General features: G+C 65.3%; 14 protein-coding genes and 1 tRNA gene. 13 read left to right on the top strand and 2 right to left on the bottom strand.

What is annotated here, in order from left to right; translation table 11 throughout:
• Nucleotides 1-32: 32 nt before the first annotated feature.
• Both GS424_RS04250 and GS424_RS04255 read left to right on the top strand, forming a co-directional pair.
• Complete coding sequence (locus tag GS424_RS04250; protein WP_244977672.1) at nucleotides 33-3,047, top strand: bifunctional diguanylate cyclase/phosphodiesterase; 3,015 nt, start codon at nucleotides 33-35, stop codon at nucleotides 3,045-3,047.
• Between the two features lie 114 nt (nucleotides 3,048-3,161).
• Nucleotides 3,162-3,587 (top strand): PaaI family thioesterase, encoded by a 426-nt coding sequence (locus GS424_RS04255; RefSeq protein ID WP_160942956.1) that lies wholly within the window; start codon nucleotides 3,162-3,164, stop codon nucleotides 3,585-3,587.
• On the opposite strand, the gene GS424_RS04260 is transcribed toward GS424_RS04255, so the two are convergent.
• Together GS424_RS04260 and GS424_RS04265 are read right to left on the bottom strand one after the other, a co-directional pair.
• Nucleotides 3,584-4,975 (bottom strand): sensor histidine kinase, encoded by a 1,392-nt coding sequence (locus GS424_RS04260; protein WP_160942955.1) that lies wholly within the window; start codon nucleotides 4,973-4,975, stop codon nucleotides 3,584-3,586. The genes GS424_RS04255 and GS424_RS04260 overlap by 4 nt on opposite strands.
• Nucleotides 4,968-5,648, bottom strand: coding sequence for a response regulator transcription factor (locus GS424_RS04265; RefSeq protein ID WP_160942954.1), 681 nt, complete (start codon nucleotides 5,646-5,648; stop codon nucleotides 4,968-4,970). The genes GS424_RS04260 and GS424_RS04265 overlap by 8 nt, the downstream gene beginning before the upstream one ends.
• Nucleotides 5,649-5,838: 190 nt before the next feature.
• Between GS424_RS04265 and GS424_RS04270 the strand changes: the two genes are divergently transcribed.
• From GS424_RS04270 to GS424_RS04320, 11 genes are all read left to right on the top strand, one after another.
• Complete coding sequence (locus GS424_RS04270; protein WP_186939611.1) at nucleotides 5,839-6,039, top strand: hypothetical protein; 201 nt, start codon at nucleotides 5,839-5,841, stop codon at nucleotides 6,037-6,039.
• Between the two features lie 30 nt (nucleotides 6,040-6,069).
• Complete coding sequence (locus tag GS424_RS04275) at nucleotides 6,070-6,987, top strand: efflux RND transporter periplasmic adaptor subunit (RefSeq protein ID WP_160942953.1); 918 nt, start codon at nucleotides 6,070-6,072, stop codon at nucleotides 6,985-6,987.
• Between the two features lie 14 nt (nucleotides 6,988-7,001).
• Nucleotides 7,002-7,688 (top strand): ABC transporter ATP-binding protein, encoded by a 687-nt coding sequence (locus GS424_RS04280; protein ID WP_160942952.1) that lies wholly within the window; start codon nucleotides 7,002-7,004, stop codon nucleotides 7,686-7,688.
• A complete protein-coding gene (locus GS424_RS04285; RefSeq protein WP_160942951.1) occupies nucleotides 7,678-8,841 on the top strand; it encodes an ABC transporter permease in 1,164 nt (387 codons plus the stop codon). Before GS424_RS04280 ends, GS424_RS04285 begins: the two co-directional genes overlap by 11 nt.
• Before the next feature lie 141 nt (nucleotides 8,842-8,982).
• Nucleotides 8,983-9,059 (top strand) — tRNA-Pro (locus GS424_RS04290).
• A gap of 253 nt (nucleotides 9,060-9,312) precedes the next feature.
• The gene (locus GS424_RS04295) at nucleotides 9,313-10,344 is read left to right on the top strand and encodes an NHL repeat-containing protein (protein WP_160942950.1); all 1,032 of its coding nucleotides are present in this window, start codon (nucleotides 9,313-9,315) and stop codon (nucleotides 10,342-10,344) included.
• Nucleotides 10,345-10,519: 175 nt separating this feature from the next.
• Nucleotides 10,520-11,245: a DUF975 family protein gene (locus GS424_RS04300; RefSeq protein WP_160942949.1), complete on the top strand. Its 726-nt coding sequence runs from the start codon at nucleotides 10,520-10,522 to the stop codon at nucleotides 11,243-11,245.
• Between the two features lie 260 nt (nucleotides 11,246-11,505).
• The gene (gene tatA / locus GS424_RS04305; protein WP_154334317.1) at nucleotides 11,506-11,772 is read left to right on the top strand and encodes a twin-arginine translocase TatA/TatE family subunit; all 267 of its coding nucleotides are present in this window, start codon (nucleotides 11,506-11,508) and stop codon (nucleotides 11,770-11,772) included.
• Between the two features lie 133 nt (nucleotides 11,773-11,905).
• A complete protein-coding gene (gene greA / locus GS424_RS04310) occupies nucleotides 11,906-12,376 on the top strand; it encodes a transcription elongation factor GreA (RefSeq protein WP_154334318.1) in 471 nt (156 codons plus the stop codon).
• Nucleotides 12,377-12,399: 23 nt separating this feature from the next.
• Nucleotides 12,400-14,343, top strand: a complete 1,944-nt coding sequence (lysS, locus tag GS424_RS04315) for a lysine--tRNA ligase (protein ID WP_160942948.1) — start codon at nucleotides 12,400-12,402, stop codon at nucleotides 14,341-14,343.
• 298 nt (nucleotides 14,344-14,641) lie between these two features.
• Nucleotides 14,642-17,206, top strand: coding sequence for an ATP-dependent Clp protease ATP-binding subunit (locus GS424_RS04320; RefSeq protein ID WP_154334320.1), 2,565 nt, complete (start codon nucleotides 14,642-14,644; stop codon nucleotides 17,204-17,206).
• Nucleotides 17,207-17,363: the final 157 nt, after the last annotated feature.

Consider the following 17,363-nt stretch of genomic DNA (forward strand, 5'->3'; position numbering starts at 1 on the left):
CCGGACAGAAACGGAAAGGCAAGCGGCGAGGGGTGACGTTCCGCGCCCTCGTCGCCTTGCCGTTTTGCGTCGCGCTGGCCATCCAGGGCGTCGTGTGCTCGGCGGTGCTCGCCCGCAGCGAGATGCTCGGGCAGATGGAGACCGACGCGTACGACCTGTTCTCGGAGCGCGTGTCGAGCCGTGCGAGCTATCTCGAGAACGACATGATCTTCCGCTGGTCGGACTTCGACCCCCTCGTGGACAGCGTGACCGCCGACATCGACGAGACGCTCGCGGCCTACGGCGCCACGTCGGCCGATATCGAAACCGGGTCCGACTTGGCGCTTTCCCTCATCGAGTCCACGTCCGACGACCTGCTGTCGTTCTCGCACCGCGCCGAGGTGGACGGCGTGTACCTCGTGCTGACGAACAGCTCGGAGGGGGAGGCCGACAACCGGTCCGCGCTGTACATCCGCGACTCGAACCCCAAGGTCGACGTCGACAACGGCTCCGACCTCATGCTGGCCGCCTGCCCCATCAGCGTCGGGCGCCAGCTGGGCATCACGCTGGACAGCATGTGGTCGGCCACGTTCCCGCTGGCGGCCGAAGGCGACGCCCAGAGCGCGTTCTACTACGAGCCGCTGCGCGCGGCCGAGCAGTACCCCGATGCGAACGCCGGCGACCTGGGGTATTGGGGCCGTCCGGTGGATCTCGGCTGGGCCGGCACCTCGTCCATCACCTACAGCAAGCCCGTCCGCGACTCCCAGGGCGGCATCGTGGGCGTCATCGGTGTGGAGGTGCGCGTCGACCGCATCGCCTCGTTCTTCCCGTACCGCGACCTCAACGAAAGCGGCAACGGCTCGTACGTGCTCGCCATCACGGGCGAGGACGGCGGCTTCTCCCGCGACGGCGGCGTCGCGCCGCTGTCCGGCGCGGACCGCACCTACGAGGCGCTGGCCACCACGGGCGGCTCGCAGAGCCTCTACCTGGAGGATTCGTCGTTCACCGCCTCGATCGGCGAGGGCGACCGCATGGTGGTGGATCCCACCGACCCCTCGTCCGACGCGCGCGCCATCGCGGGTGCGTCGGAGATCCAGCTGTACGACAGCACGTCGCCGTTCGCCGACGACCACTGGGCGCTCGTGGGACTCGAGCGCGAGGACGAGCTGTTCTCCGCATCGAAGTCGTTGGCCGGCAACCTCGCTACCGTGTTCGTCATCTCGCTCGTGGTGGGCCTCGTGATCGCGGTCATCACCGCCTGGGTGTCGTCTTCGCGCCTGCGCCATCTCATGTCCGAGGTGCGCGCGGCCCAGCCCGAGCAGCCCATCGCGTTCACGCCGACGGGCATCGTGGAGGTTGACGAGCTGTCCGAGGCCATCGAGTCGATGGGCACCGAGGTGGCCCTGACCGCGTCGCGCCTGTCGCGCATCCTGCGCCTGTCCGACCGCGGCATCGGCGCCTTCGAGTACAGCCACGAGACCGGCGTCATCACCTACACCGACGGGTTCTTCGCCACGCTCGCCGTGCTCGAGCCGCCCGATCCGTCGTACTTCGACCCGCACCGCATCGCGTCGGGAACGCTGAACGCGGAGGAGTTCCAGCGCTTCATGAAGTGGTACTCTCCCTACGTCGAGGTGGAGGACGAGGGCCGCTACCTCATCTCGGGCCCGCACCGCACGTCGTGGGTGCGCATCGTCGTGGTCGAGAGCCGCGAGCACAGCCGCGTGCTGGGCCTCGTGGAGGACGTGACGCACGAGATCGAGACGCGCCGCCGCATCGAGCACGAGCGCGACCACGACATCCTCACGGGGCTGTTCAACCGCCGTGCGTTCGAGCAGGAGGTGACCGACCTGCTGGCGGAGCGCCCGCCCGCGTTCGGCGCCATGCTGATGCTCGACCTCGACAACCTCAAGTTCATCAACGACATCTACGGGCACGACTGGGGCGACCTCTATATCAAGGCGGCCGGTCGCGTGGTGGACGACGCGTTCCGGGACAAGGGGTTCTACTCGCGCATCTCCGGCGACGAGTTCCTCGTGTTCGTGGACGTGTGCCCCGACCGCGCGGCGGCGGAGGCGCTGTTCGACACGTTCCGGACCCTGCTCGACGCCAGCTCCATCGTAGCGCCCGACGGCAAGGTGCTCAAGGTGCGCGCGTCCATGGGCGCGGCATTCTACCCCGATGACGCGGTCGATTACGCGCACTTGCGCGAGTACGCCGACTTCGCCATGTACCTGGCGAAGAGCAGCCGCAAGGGCGACCTGTTCTCGTTCGACCGGCAGAGCTACGAGGAGAAGTCGTTCATCGTGAACAACAAGGAGGACCTCAACCGCCTGCTGGAGGAGAACCTCGTCGAGTACCACTTCCAGCCCATCGTGGACCTGCGCGAAGGGGAGGTCATGGCCTACGAGGCGCTCATGCGCTCGAAGCTGGACACCATCCCCACGCCCGACCAGGTGCTGGCCCTCGCGCGCTCGCAGTCGAAGCTCTACCGCGTGGAGCACCTCACGTTCTTCGGCGCGCTCGAGGCGTTCTCGCGCTATCCCGAAGCGCACGGGGCGACCCTGTTCGTGAACAGCATCGCCACGCAGCGCCTGTCGGCCGACGACGAGCTCGTGCTGAGCGAGCGGTATCCCAGCCTGCTCAAGCACCTCGTCATCGAGATCACCGAGAGCGACTACAGCCGCGAGATGGCCCTGTACAAAGAGGCGCTCGCGCGACGCTTCGGCGGGCGCCTGGCCATCGACGACTTCGGCAGCGGCTACAATGGCGAGACGTCGCTGCTCGACTACCACGTGGACTTCGTGAAGATCGACATGGAGATCGTGCGCGACATCGACGTGGCGAAGGACCACCAGGACATCGCCCGCAACCTGATCGGGTACGCGCACGACCGCGGCATCCAGGTGATAGCGGAGGGCGTGGAAACCGAGGCCGAGCTGCGCGCGCTGCGCGTCCTGGGCGCCGACTACGTGCAGGGCTACCTGGCCGGCAGGCCCGCCCCCGAGCCGCGCGACATCCCCGACGAGATCAAGCGCCTCATCCGCGGCCTGGACGACGAAGCTTAAGCCGGGACGGGCGCGCCGGTCTGTCCGGTGCCGCGGCGCGACGGGGCGGGTATACTTGACGAAAAACCAGCAGTCCGGCCGCCGCCTCGCGGCGGCTTCGCGAAGGAGGCTTCCATGGCGTTGACCGATACGCTGCACATCGAGACCGTTTCCGCCGACAAGCGCCACGTCGAGGCGGTCATGCCCATCACGCCCGAGGTGTTCCAGCCGCACGGCTACCTGCACGGCGGCGCGACCATCGCACTGCTGGAAACAGTGGCCAGCATCGGCACCGAGCAGAACACCGACTTCGACAAGGAGCGCCCGTTCGGCATCGACGTGCAGGTGCGCCACCGCAAGAGCGGCAAGGGGGGCACGCTGCGCGGCGTGGCCGACCTCGACCGCGAGGAGGTTTCGGAGCGTACGGGGGCCGTCAAGCAGTACTGGAACGTGACGGCCTACGACGACGCGGGCGACGTGGTGTCCGACGGCGTCATCATGACGAAGATCGTGTCGCTCGACCGTCTCGCCCAGAAGGAGCGCGAGCGCGCGACGAGCTAAGCGGCCGTCCGCGGCAGCGCGATGACGACGACGGTGCCGCGCGGGTCGTTGGCGGCGAGCGCGATGGTGCCGCCGTGCGCCTCGACGATGGACCGCGCGAGCGACAGCCCCAGGCCGTGGCCGCCCGTCTCGCGCGAGCGGGCCTTGTCGGCGCGGTAGAACCTCTCGAAGACGCGCTCGCGGTCGGCGGGGTCGATGCCGCAGCCCGTGTCGGCCACCTCGATGACGCACTTCGCCCCCGACGCGCGCGTGCGCACGGCGATCTCGTCGCCGGGCGCGGTGTACTTCAACGCGTTGTCCAGCACGATCCCCAGCAGCTGCCGCAGCTTGTCGGCATCGGCTTCGACGGCCTGGCCGAACGCCGTTTCCACGGTGAGCCGCTTGTCCTGCACCGAGGTGAAGTCGTCGTAGGCGGCGGCCACGTCGCGCACGAGCGCGTCGACGTCCACCGTGCTCGCGTCGAGCGTCGCGCGCCCGGCGTCGTCGAGCGACAGCGCCATGAGGTCGTCCACGAGCCGCGCGAGCCGTTTCGTCTCCGACGTGATGGCGCTCACGTCCTCGAACCGGTCGACGACGCGGCTGTCGGGATGGTCGAGCAGCAGCTCGCCCGTGGTCTGTATCACGGCGAGCGGCGTGCGCAGCTCGTGCGAGGCGTTCTGCACGAATTCCGTCTGCGCGCGCCAGTTCTCCACGATGGGCTTGAGCGTGCGCCGCGACAGCAGGTAGCTGGCCGCGGCCGACACGACCACCGCGGCGGCGAGGTAGAGGACGAGCGTGCGCGTGAAGCCGTCGAGGATGGCCAGCTCGGAGTCCACGTTGACGAGCACCTGCAGGTAGGTGGGCGCATCGTCGCCCACCAGGTCGTACGCGATGCCGCGGTACACGTGCCCGCCCGCCGACACCTGGTAGATGCGGTCGAGGTCGCCCGCATCGAAGGGGACGTCGTTCAGGTAGGCGGGGTAGGTGGCGTAGAGGCCCACCGTGTCGAGCAGGGCTCCCTGCGCGTCGCGCACGAGCGTGATGAACTGCGGGTCGGCATCGACGATGCCCCGCTGGATGGAGTAGGAGAGCTCGGCGGCCACGTCGTCAGGCGCGGTGGCGTCCGCATCGTCGGCGTCGTCCGCATCGTCCGCATCGTCCGCATCGGCGTCGTCGACGGTGTTCGCGCGCGGGGTTGCGGCCTCGGTTCCGGTCGTCGTCCGGTCGAACGTGATGAGGTCCGCGTCCGTGCCGATGGATTCCAGGTTCTCGTCGGCCGAGCGGAAGATGTTCGCGCTCACCATGGAATAGATGCCGACGCCCAGCAGGGCGAACAGCAGCGCGAACACGAAGAACAGCAGCGCCGTCTGCTTGGCCAGCTCGCGGCGGATCAGCGTGCGCTCAGACATGGTCCTCCTCGGCGAACAGGTAGCCGGCTCCGCGGATGGTCTTGATGTAGCGGTCGTACCCCGAGGGGGCCAGCGCCTTGCGCAGCGCGCTCACGTACACCTCAACCACGTTCGACGACGTGTCGGACAGAAACCCCCAGATCTTGTCGAACAGGCGGTCCTTCGAGATGAGGCTGCCTTCATGGCTGACGAGGTACTCCAAGACGTCGTACTGCTTGCCCTTGAGCGCCAGCGGCTGCCCGTCGATGGCGGCCCGCTTCGTCTGCGTGTGCAGCACGAGGCCCTTGAACGCGATGGTGGTCACGTCGGCGCGCCCCGTCGCGCGCCGCAGGATGGCCTCGATGCGCGCGAGCAGCTCGTCGCGGTCGAAGGGCTTCGTGAGGTAGTCGTCGGCGCCCGAGCGCAGGCCGCGCAGCTTGTCGGCCGTCGTGCCCTTCGCCGTCAGCATGAGCACGGGCGTGCGCACCCCGCGCGCCCGCAGCGCCTCGAGCACCGAGAAGCCGTCGCGTGCGGGCAGCATCACGTCGAGCACGACGAGGTCGTACACGTCCTGCGCGGCGTAGAACAGGCCTTCCTCGCCGTCGAATGCCTGATCGACGGCGTAGGCGTCCCGCAAGCTGCGGGCTATGGCGTTTGAGAGGAGACGATCGTCCTCCACGATCAGCAGTTTCATGCCGCCATTCTAGCACGAGCAACCTTAACGGAGCCTGAAACGAGGGCGCCTCGCCGCCCTTTCCGTTCCCGCTCTTCCCGAACTCGCATCTCGTCCTTCCCGCTTCAGGAAGTTTTAAGGCGCCTTTCGCTAGACTGGCCGCCGTCAGGCAAGCGAAGCGATGCGCGAAGCGCGCAGTGAGGAGCAGACTATGAAGTCGAAGGGATTCAAGATCATCGTGGGCGTGCTGGTTGCCGTGATCGTGGTGTTGGGAGGGCTGCTGGCGGTCAAGACCTTCGCCCCGGCCGAGATGGGGCAACCCGCCACGTCGTCCGGCGAGCCCATTCCGGATGGCGCCGTGGAAGACATCACCTTCTCGGAAGCGCCCTCGGCCTCGGCCGACGAGGCGTAGCCGTCCCGCGAGCGAAAGAGAGCGTTCATCATGAAGAGCATCGTAGGAAAATCCCTCGTCGTCGTGCTGCTGCTCGCCTTGGCGGGCGGCCTGGCCGTCTGGCTCGCGTACGGCGACGAGATCAAGGGCGCCGTTGCGGGGGAGCCGCAGGAAGCGCCGCCGCTCACCGCGCCCGTGACGCGCGGGTCGGTGCAGCAGGCCGTCACCGGCGTGGGCGAGGTGAAGCCGCTGGCAACCGAGAAGCTGAAGCCGGCCGACAGCTGGCATTGGCTCGAGTCGTTCGACGCGCCGCTCAACAAGCGCATTGCGGTCGGCGAGAAGCTCGTGACGTTCGCGAACGGCGAGACGTGGGTCGCCCCGTACGACCTCGTGGTCACCGACTACACGCTGCCCGAGAAGAACAAGGGCGCCGTGACGAAGGACGATCACTTCATCGAGGTGCAGCGCATCGACAAGGTGAACATCGTGCTGCCGGTGTCCGAGACCGACCTGGCGGCGCTCGCCGAAGGGCAGGAGGTGAAGGTGAGGCTCGGCGCCGACGAGGCGCGCGCGTACGACGGCGTCATCTCGAACATCAACGAGGTGGGCACGTACGGGGCGACCGGCTCCAAGTTCGCCATCACGGTGGAGGTGCCCAACGATGGCAGCATCAAGCTGGGCATGTCCGCCAACCTGTCCATCACCGTCGACGAGGCGACCGACGTGCTGACGGTGCCGGTGAGCGCCGTGAGCGGCGCCGGCGAGAACAAGCACGTCGAGGTGTACGACGCCGAAACCGGCGAGCGGCGCATGGTGCCCGTCACGGCCGGCATCACCGACGGCACCGTCGTCGAGGTGTCGGGCGAAGACCTGCACGAGGGCGACGACGTGGTGCTCGACGAAGCGGGCTCTCTCGACGGCGCTGACGTGGGCGACGTGGCCATCATGTCCGCGGTCCCTTCGGCCTAGGCGGGAGGTCGCGCATGATTCGCTTGAAGCACGTCGCGAAGACGTACGAGCTGGGCGGCGAGGCCATCCGCGCCCTCGATCGGGTCAACCTCGACATCAACCGCGGCGATTTCCTCGCCATCGTGGGGCCGTCCGGGTCGGGCAAGTCCACGCTCATGAACATCCTCGGGCTGCTCGACGTGCCCGACAAGGGCCGCTACCTGCTCGACGGCATCGACGTGGGCGCGCTGTCCGACCGCCGCCTGGCCGCCATCCGCAACGAGAAGATCGGCTTCGTGTTCCAGAGCTTCAACCTGCTGGGCAAGCTGACCGCCCTCGAGAACGTGAAGCTGCCGCTGAGCTATGCGGGCATGCGCGCGAAGGCGGCCGACGCCCGCGCGCGCCAGCTGCTCGCCCAGGTGGGCCTCGAGGGACGCGAGCACCACCTGCCCAACCAGCTGTCCGGCGGCCAGCAGCAGCGCGTGGCCATCGCCCGCGCGCTCGTGTGCAAGCCCGAGATCATCCTGGCCGACGAGCCCACCGGCGCGCTCGACTCGCGCACCGGCGCGGAGATCATGGAGCTGTTCGGGCACCTGCATGCGGAGGGCCAAACGGTCATCCTCATCACGCACAACCAGGACCTCGCCGACGGCGCGCAGCGCGTCGTGCGCATCGCCGACGGGCTGATACAGGAGATGGAAAGGGGGCGTCATGCGGTATAGTCAGCTGGCGCGCACGGCGGTGCACGCCGTGTTCCGCAACGGGCTGCGCACGGTTCTCACCATGCTGGGCCTCGTCATCGGCATCTCGTCGGTCATCATCCTCGTGGGCATCGGCGACGGATCGAACCAGCAGGTGAGCGAGAAGATGAAGGCGCTCGGGGGCGACGCGCTGTCGGCGTACCTCTACGACGGCGAGCTGGGCTACGACGATCTGGCCGACATGGCGAACCTCGAAGCCGTCGACGGCGTCGCGCCCTCGAAACCTCTGATGAAGAAGCTGTCGGTGGGGTCGACCGTGTCCAAGAAGGCGTTCATCGAAGCCACCGACGAGCACTACCTGCACGTGCGCAACCTCAAGCTGCAGGCGGGCCGCAACCTCAACGCGGTCGATCGCGAGAACCGCAGCAAGGTGATCGTGCTCGGCGCCGACGTGGCGACCGAGCTGTTCGGCTCCCCGGCCGACGCGGTGGGCTGCACGGTCAAGCTGGACGGCGACGAGTTCACCGTCGTGGGCGTGCTGGAGAACCAGGGCCAGTCGATGGGCCTCACCACGGGCAACGTGGCCCTCGTCCCGTTCTCCACGGCGGTGGGCATGGGGGAGGGCGCCGCCATCGAGTCGTTCTACGCGAAGGCCCCCGGCAGCGACGCCATCGACGCGGCCAAGAGCGCCCTCGGCGCGCACCTCGCGAACGAGGCGGGCATCGCCCCCGGGAAGTTCGACATCGTCTCGCAGGACGAGATGCTGCGCGCCGGCAACGAGATCGACGACACGATGACGCTGCTGCTGGCGGGCATCGCGGGCATATCGCTCGTGGTGGCGGGCATCGGCGTGATGAACGTCATGCTGGTGTCGGTGACCGAGCGCACGCGCGAGATCGGCATCAAGAAGGCCCTCGGTGCCCGTCGTTCGGACATCCTCGCGCAGTTTTTGCTGGAGGCGCTCATGATCAGCGTGGCGGGCGGTGCGATCGGCATCGCGGCGGGCCTCGCGCTCGGGCTGCTCGCCACCACGGTGGGGCTTGCGTTCGTCGCATCGTGGGGCGTGGTGGGGGTCGCGGTGGCGGCCAGCACGGCCATCGGCCTCGTCTTCGGCATCTTCCCCGCTTACCGCGCCTCCGCCAAGAACCCCATCGAGGCCCTGCGTACGGAGTAGCGCGGGGGGTGCGGGCGCGCAACGGGTCCTGCACGCTACTGCGTTGACGGTGAAAATGCGAAATGCGAAATTGTCGAGCATATTTCTTTTGCTTTCCAATTCGTTGTGCTATCATATCCGTCGCTGCTTGAAGCAGTATTTCGGGTTGTGGCTCAGCTTGGTAGAGCGCTGCGTTCGGGACGCAGAGGCCGCAGGTTCAAATCCTGTCAACCCGACCAGAATTTGCAGGTCAGCCGTTCGCGGCTGGCCTTTTTCTTTTGCCGAGAGGACTCAATCGGAACAAAAAGCGGCCAGCACGCCTTCGACGCTTCGCTTGCGCTCTCCTGACCAACGTTGTCTTTGGCTCCCGTCGATGCCCGAATAAACAGGTTTTGTTCTCGGTTCGTGTTAATCTTAGGGTCGATCATTCATCCGATCGGGTTTTTCGGGTCTCCAGAAGTTGCTCTGATGCCTGCAATCAAAGGATTGGCTATGAAACGAGTTTCGGTACCCTTTCTAATCGGCGCGATGCTCTTCACGGTGATCGGCTTGTATGGTTGCGCTTCGGACGGCGAGCGGGTTGCGCCCGTCGACGCCTCCATCGGCGTCATCGAAACGCGTGGAACGGATGAAACGAGCAGGATCATCTTCTACGATAGGGAGCTGAACGAGGTGACGCAGCTTCCGCTGCGCTATGCAAACTTGGGCGACGTTTTTCACGATCCCCTGGTTTACCAAGGCAGTCTTTTTGTTATTCCCCAAGGAAGGTCTAAGGTTAGAGACGGCGAGGCTGTCCTTCAGGTCGATGTAGCTTCCCTCGCTTCTCAAACGCACGCCATCGGTCGATCGGCCATGAATGATGTGGCCGTGAACGATGAGTACGTCTTCACCTGCGATTCGTCTTATATAAATCGCTGCCGGATCGACAACGGGGACGTGTCGAAGATAGCTATCGAGGGGGTTTATGTATCGAAAATCGTTTGGTGCGAAGACAGCCTGTATGCTTTCGGAATGTCTCTCGATGACGACTCTTCGATGATCTATTGCTACGACGAAGACCTGGTCCTCAAAGAATCGATCGATTGCAGCAGTTATGATTCGGATGCCTACCGGGTGGTTGTGCATGAAGGCAAAATCTATTTCTGCAGCGTTGGCTTGCTGGGAAAACAAATTGGCGTGCTCGACACTAAAGACAACACGTTGAGCTCCATTCCATTAAGCAAGGGCGGTCCTTCGAGCGTGGCTATCGCGGATGGCAAGCTTTACGTTGCCCACTACAATGTCGTCCAGGGGCAAGACGATAGCGCGCTGAGCATCGTGGATCTAGAGACGGGGGCTATCGAAGAGCATGCTTTCGAGCACGAAGCGATGCAGATGGTTGTGACTGAAGGGTCGATATACGTGCTCGGAGATTGGGCGATATACCAATACGATGCCGAAAGCGTAGAGCTCATCGGAAGCAAGCCGATTGAGAACATGCCCGGTAGCCATAGTTATCTTTCGGGGCTGTTCTCTGTGAAGTAGGGCCTCGATACTCAAGATTTCTGCATAGGGCCGGCAGTCTCCAGCCGAACAGCGGGATCCAAAACGGGTTCAATGGGATCGGGGAATCGGCGGCATCGCATGAGATACTGTGATCGGCCGGGGGGGGGGGGCACACGGTTCCTTTCGGAAGAGCTGTCGGATGAAGGAGGCTGCCGTGTGCGCAAGCCAGATTCGCGCCATCGCTCGGAAGGCTTTGCAGGGTACGTGGGGCGTAGCGCTGCTCGTTACCTTGGTTGCGGTGATTTTGGGCGGCGTCAATGCCGCCGTGTCGCCGTCTATCACCATGCAAGCGGGTGACACCTTCGACGCGGTCAATGGTTCTGGCGGGTTTCATCAGCATGCAACGTATATCCCCTTCGATCTTCATCCTGCTTTCGCGGAATCGTTCGCCTTCTTCGGCGTCATCGCCGCTCTATGCGGCGTTATCGCCTTGATCATCGGCGGGGCAGTGCGCCAAGGGCTTTGCCAGTTCAACATCAACTTGATCAAGAAAGACGCTCCTGCGGCATTCGACGTCCTGTTCTCCAAATTCCCAAACCTGGGCAGATGCTTTCTGTTGAATCTCGTCACGGGACTTCTTATTTTCGCGTGGTCGCTGCTGTTCGTTATTCCGGGCATCATCGCCGCCTATCGCTATGCCATGGCGCCTTATCTCATGGCGCAAAACCCGGATATCGGCGTGATGGACGCCATCGACCAGTCCAAAGAGCTTATGCGCGGACACAAGAGCCGCCTTTTCTGGTTGGATTTGACCTTCCTCGGCTGGGTCTTTTTGTCGGCGCTCTCCCTCGGAATAGGTTTTCTCTGGCTGAATCCTTACAAGGAAGCAGCCTGGGCAACGTTCTACCTCGAACGAACCGGTCAGCTCCCAAGCGCGTAGGGCTCCGCGGGAAAGGCTTCTCGCCATGGCGAAGGCGGGACGCGGCGTATCGGTGGAAAAGGCGTGGAAAGGGAATTATCACCGCATTTTCTTTTACCTTTTGTAACATTGTGCTATCATAACCGTCGCTGTGAAAGCAGTTGTTTGGTTGCTAAAGGGGATGGGGAACATCCCTTTTTTGCATAGGCATGTACTCTGGCTGCGTCAGGGTGGGCGAGGCTGCGAGAGGCGCGCTTCGCACGAGCAATTTGGAGGAACGTATGAAAATCCTGGGAATGGGAATGCCTGAGCTTCTCATCATTCTCGCGGTAATCCTGCTCATCTTCGGGCCCAAGAACCTCCCGAAGCTCGGTGGTGCCATCGGCAAGACCGTCAAGAATCTTCGCGAAGGCATGGGCGGCGGCGATAAGAACATCGAAGAAGCCGATGACGAGGAAGAAGAAGTGATCGAAGAGGTCGAGGAGCCCGTCAAGAAGACGACCACGGCCAAGAAGACGACGACCGCGGCTAAGAAAAAAGCCGAGTAGCCTTTCATTCGTCTGGTTCGCGGTATGTGTAGACGCTCGGCGCTCTGCACATACCGCTTTTTTCATATCAGGTATCGGTAAGCACGCTTGACGACGAGCGTGCATGTTTTTGTAATTGGACAGGTGAGCATTCATGGCAGACAGCAACTTCATTCTCACGCAAGAAGGCAAGGACAAGCTCGAGGAGGAGCTCCACTTCCTCGAAACCGAGAAGCGCGCCGAAATCGGCGAGCGCATCAAGGTGGCGCGCGAGTTCGGCGACATCTCGGAGAACTCCGAGTACGACGACGCCAAGAACGAGCAGGGCATGATGGAGGCGCGCATCGCCGAGATCAGCCGCATCCTGTCCGAGGCGACGGTGGTCAACGCCCCGAAGCGCTCGAACAGCGTGCACATCGGCTCGACGGTGACCGTCGACATGGGCGGCCGCGAGCGCGTGTTCACCATCGTGGGCGGCGCGGAGAGCGACTCTGCTGCGGGCAGGATCTCCAACGAGTCGCCGGTGGGCTCGGTGCTGCTGGGCCACAAGAAGGGCGACGTGGTGGAGACCACGGGCCCCACCGGCCGCCAGATCACCATGACCATTCTGAAGCTGGAACACTAAAGCCCGAGGTTGAAGGATACTTGATGAGCGACACCATCGAAACCACCGAGCAGATCATCGAAGACGACCCCATCGCGGTGCGCCGCGCCAAGCGCGAGGCGCTCATGGCGGCGGGCAAGGACCCGTACGGCCACGCGTTCGCGTACTCGCATCACCTGGCCGACCTGGCCGAGCGCTACGCCGACCTCGAGGACGGCGCGTCCACCGAGGACGAGGTGAAGGTTGCGGGCCGCGTCATGGCGAAGCGCGACCAGGGCAAGCTCGCCTTCCTCGAGCTGCGCGACTCCACGGGCGACATGCAGCTGTTCTGCCGCATCAACGCGCTGGGCGAGGAAGCGTTCGCCGAGCTCAAGGACCTCGACGTGGGCGACTGGATCGGCGTCGAGGGCACGATGATGCGCACGAAGCGCGGGCAGCTGTCCGTGTCCGTGGCGTCGTTCGAGCTGTTGTCCAAGAGCCTGCGCCCCCTGCCTGAGAAGTTCCACGGCCTGGCCGACAAGGAGACGCGCTACCGCCAGCGCTACGTCGACCTCGTCATGAACCGCGAGGTGCGCGACACGTTCGAGAAGCGCTTCAAGGTGGTTTCCGCCATCCGCCGCTACATGGAGGATCACGGCTACTACGAGGTGGAGACGCCCATCCTGCACCCCATCCTCGGCGGCGCGAACGCGAAGCCCTTCGTCACGCACCACAACGCGCTCGACAAGGACTTCTACCTGCGCATCGCCACCGAGCTGCACCTCAAGCGCCTGCTGGTGGGCGGGTTCGAGAAGGTGTTCGAGATCGGGCGCCAGTTCCGCAACGAGGGCATGGACCCCTACCACAACCCCGAGTTCACCACGATGGAGTTCTACCAGGCGTTCAGCGACCTCGAGGGCATGATGGAGCTCACGCAGGGCGTCGTCCAGGCGGCGGCGCTCGCCTCGTGCGGCACGCTCCAGGTGGAGTACCAGGGCGAGCAGGTCGACCTGAGCGGCTCGTGGCGCCGCGCGACCATGATCGAGCTGGCCAGCGACGGCGCGGGCGAGGACGTGAGCTTCGAGCGCACGCGCGACGAGCTCGTGGTCATCCTCGAGCGCAACGGCGGCCATGCCGAGGACGCGTGGGGCAAGGGCAAGCTCATCGCCGAGATTTTCGAGGCGGTTGCCGAGGAGAAGCTCATCCAGCCGACGTTCGTGACGGAGCACCCGATCGAGGTGTCGCCGCTGGCCAAGAAGAAGGCCGGCGACCCGAACCTCACCGAGCGCTTCGAGCTGTTCATCTGCGGCCACGAGTACGCCAACGCCTTCGGCGAGCTGAACGACCCGGTCGACCAGGCCGAGCGCTTCCGCGCGCAGGTGGAGGCGAAGGACCTCGGCGACGACGAGGCCATGGGCTACGACGACGACTACGTGCGCGCGCTCGAGTACGGCATGCCCCCGGCGGGCGGCTGCGGCATCGGCATCGACCGCCTGGTCATGCTGCTCACCGACGCCCCCTCCATCCGCGACGTGCTGCTGTTCCCCCACATGAGGGACGAGGCTCCGTCGGGCGCCCGCCCGCGCCCCGCGCAGCCGGCCGTCGCTGCCGAGGCTTCTGCGGTCGCGCCCATCGACTTCTCGAAGGTGGTCGTCGAGCCGCTGTTCGAGGACGAGGTCGATTTCGACATGTTCAGCAAGTCGGACTTCCGCGCCGTGAAGGTGAAGGAGTGCGTGGCCGTTCCCAAGAGCAAGAAGCTGCTGCAGTTCACGCTCGACGACGGCACGGGCGCCGACCGCGTCATCCTGTCCGGCATCCACGCCTACTACGAGCCGGAGGAGCTGGTGGGCCGCACGCTCATCGCCATCACCAACCTCCCGCCGCGCAAGATGATGGGCGTCGACTCGTGCGGCATGCTGCTTTCGGCCATCCACGAGGAGGAGGGCGAGGAGCGCCTCAACCTCCTGATGGTGGACGATCGCATCCCCGCCGGCGCGAAGCTGTACTAACGCGTCCCGCACCAACCGTTTCCGAAAGGCCGCCCGCGCATCACGTCGCCGGGCGGCCTTTCCGCGTATGGGAGGCGGGCGGGTTCTTTTCGGCTCCTTTTCAGAAGCGAGCACGTTAGGAGTCATCCGCCGGGTTGCGCGCGCGAAAGGGCAGGCCGTGATACGATGGAGGGCGTCATCGTACGGTCGCAAGTTATGGAGCGAGCGTGTGCGGTGCACGCCGTGTTGGCACTCTCTTGACGAGAGTGCTAGCATGTACTACGAAACACAAGAAGCTCCGCGAGAATCGAGGCTTTACATGTCATTTGAGAAGTTTACGGACAAAGCGCGCAAGGTGCTTGTCCTGGCGCAAGATGAGGCGCGTTCGCTTCATCAGCCCTACGTGGGCACCGAGCACATCCTGCTCGGCCTCATACAGGAGAAGGACGGTCTGGCCGCCCAGGCCCTCGACCGCCTCAACGTGAAGTACGACGCCGTCGTGCAGGCCATCCGCCAGGTGGTCGCCATCGACGAGGACACCGACGTGTCCGGCCATCTGTCGTTCACGCCGCGCGTGAAGCGCGTGCTGGAGAACAGCCTGCGCGAGGCCATGCAGATGGGGCAATCCTACATCTCCACCGAGCACCTGCTGCTCGGTATCGTGCGCGAGGGCGACGGCACCGCGCTCGAGGTGCTCACGCGCCTCGGCGTGTCGGGCGACGACGTGCGCGGCGCGCTCAACGACCTGGTGGGGCAGAGCCCCGTGTACGCCGGGCGCAACCCCTTCGACCCGAACGCCGGGTCGTCGGACAGCGTGCTGAAGGAATTCGGCACCGACCTCACGCAGAAGGCGCGCGACGGCAAGCTCGACCCGGTCATCGGCCGCGCGGGCGAGATCGAGCGCGTCATGCAGGTGCTCTCGCGCCGCCAGAAGAACAACCCGCTGCTCATCGGCGAGCCGGGCGTGGGCAAGACGGCCGTGGCCGAAGGCCTGGCCCAGCTCATCGTGTCGAACCAGGTGCCCGACATCCTGCGCGGCAAGCGCCTGTTCACGCTCGACGTGAGCGCGCTCGTGGCCGGTTCCAAGTACCGCGGCGAGTTCGAAGAGCGCCTGAAGAAGTGCATCAAGGAAGTGATGGACGCGGGCGACATCATCCTGTTCATCGACGAGATCCACACGCTGATCGGCGCGGGCTCGGCCGAGGGTTCCATCGACGCGGCCGCCATCCTGAAGCCGCCGCTGTCCCGCGGCGAGATCCAGGTGGTGGGCGCCACCACCATCGACGAGTACCGCAAGCACTTCGAGAAGGACTCCGCGCTCGAGCGCCGCTTCCAGCCCATCACCGTGGGCGAGCCGAACGAGGAGCAGGCGCTGCGCATCATGGAAGGCCTGCGCGACCGCTACGAGGCGCACCACCAGGTGCACTTCACCGACGAGGCGCTGCAAGCGGCCGTGTCGCTGTCCAGCCGCTACATCCAGGACCGTTTCCTGCCCGACAAGGCCATCGACGTGCTGGACGAGGCGGGCGCGCGCATGCGCATCCGCAACATGACGCTGCCCAAGGAGCTGCGCGAGCTCGACGAGGAGCTGCGCACCATCCGCGGCGAGAAGGATTCGGCCATCGCCGCCCAGGACTTCGAGCGCGCCGCCCAGCTGCGCGACCAGGAGTCCGAGCTCAAGGACAAGCGCATCGAGGCCGAGAAGAAGTGGGAAGAGGACGCGCAGAAGTCCGTCCACCAGGTCACCGTGGAGGATATCGCCGACGTGGTGTCCATGAGCACGGGCGTGCCCGTGTCGAACCTCACCGAAGCCGAGACCGAGAAGCTGCTGCGTATGGAAGGCGCGCTGCACGAGCGCGTCATCGGCCAGGAAGAGGCCGTCACGGCGCTGTCGAAGGCCATCCGCCGCTCGCGTTCCGGCCTCAAGGACCCGAAGCGCCCCGCCGGCTCGTTCATCTTCCTGGGCCCCTCGGGCGTGGGCAAGACGGAGCTGTCGAAGGCGCTGGCCGAGTTCCTGTTCAACTCCGAGGACGCGCTGCTGTCCTTCGACATGTCCGAGTACATGGAGAAGCACTCGGTGTCGCGCCTCGTGGGCTCGCCTCCGGGCTACGTGGGCTTCGACGAGGGCGGCCAGCTGACGAAGGCCGTGCGCCAGCGCCCCTACTCGGTGGTGCTGTTCGACGAGATCGAGAAGGCGCACCCCGACGTGTTCAACATCCTGCTCCAGATCTTGGAGGAGGGCCGCTTGACCGACGCGCAGGGCCGCACGGTGGACTTCCGCAACGCAGTCATCATCATGACCTCGAACGTGGGCGCCCGCGAGATCGCGCAGCCCACCACGCTGGGCTTCTCCACCGAGGAGCACGCGGGGCTGTCCGACAAGGAGATCAAGAGCCGCGTCATGTCCGAGATGAAGAAGCTGTTCAGGCCTGAGTTCCTGAACCGCATCGACGAGATCATCGTGTTCAAGTCCTTGAACGACGAGCAGATCTCGCAGATCGTCAAGCTCATGGTGGCCGACCTGCGCGAGCGCTTGATCGAGCAGAACATGTCCATCAACCTGACCGAGGCGGCGTGCAAGCTCATCGCCAAGGAGGGCACGGACGCCACATTCGGCGCCCGCCCGCTGCGCCGCGCCATCCAGCGCCTGCTGGAGGACCCGCTGTCCGAGGAGATCCTCGAGGGCACGTGGACGAGCGGCTCGATCATCGACGTGGACGCGATCGACGGCGAGCTCGTGTTCACCGCCGGCTCGGGCTCCATCCCGGCGCCGCGCAAGCGCGACAGCATCGCGCGGGAAGCCGAGCTGCTGCTGACGAACTACGACCTGGGCCATGCCGGCGTGAACACCGGCGGCTCGGTGAGCGGCGGCGCGGCCGACTAAGCCCCCCTCCGCCAGAGCGCCCCTGTTCCTTGGGTTGGAATCCGAAGCCCGAGGAGCAGGGGTTTCTTGTGCCCTGCGCTCACATTTGTCGTATACTAGGCACGTCGCAAGCCGACCGAAAACCGGCCCTGCCGACGTGCAAGACGACGCGGGGCGC

Origin of the sequence: Eggerthella guodeyinii, from assembly GCF_009834925.2 — a bacterium.
Lineage (GTDB): Bacteria > Actinomycetota > Coriobacteriia > Coriobacteriales > Eggerthellaceae > Eggerthella > Eggerthella guodeyinii.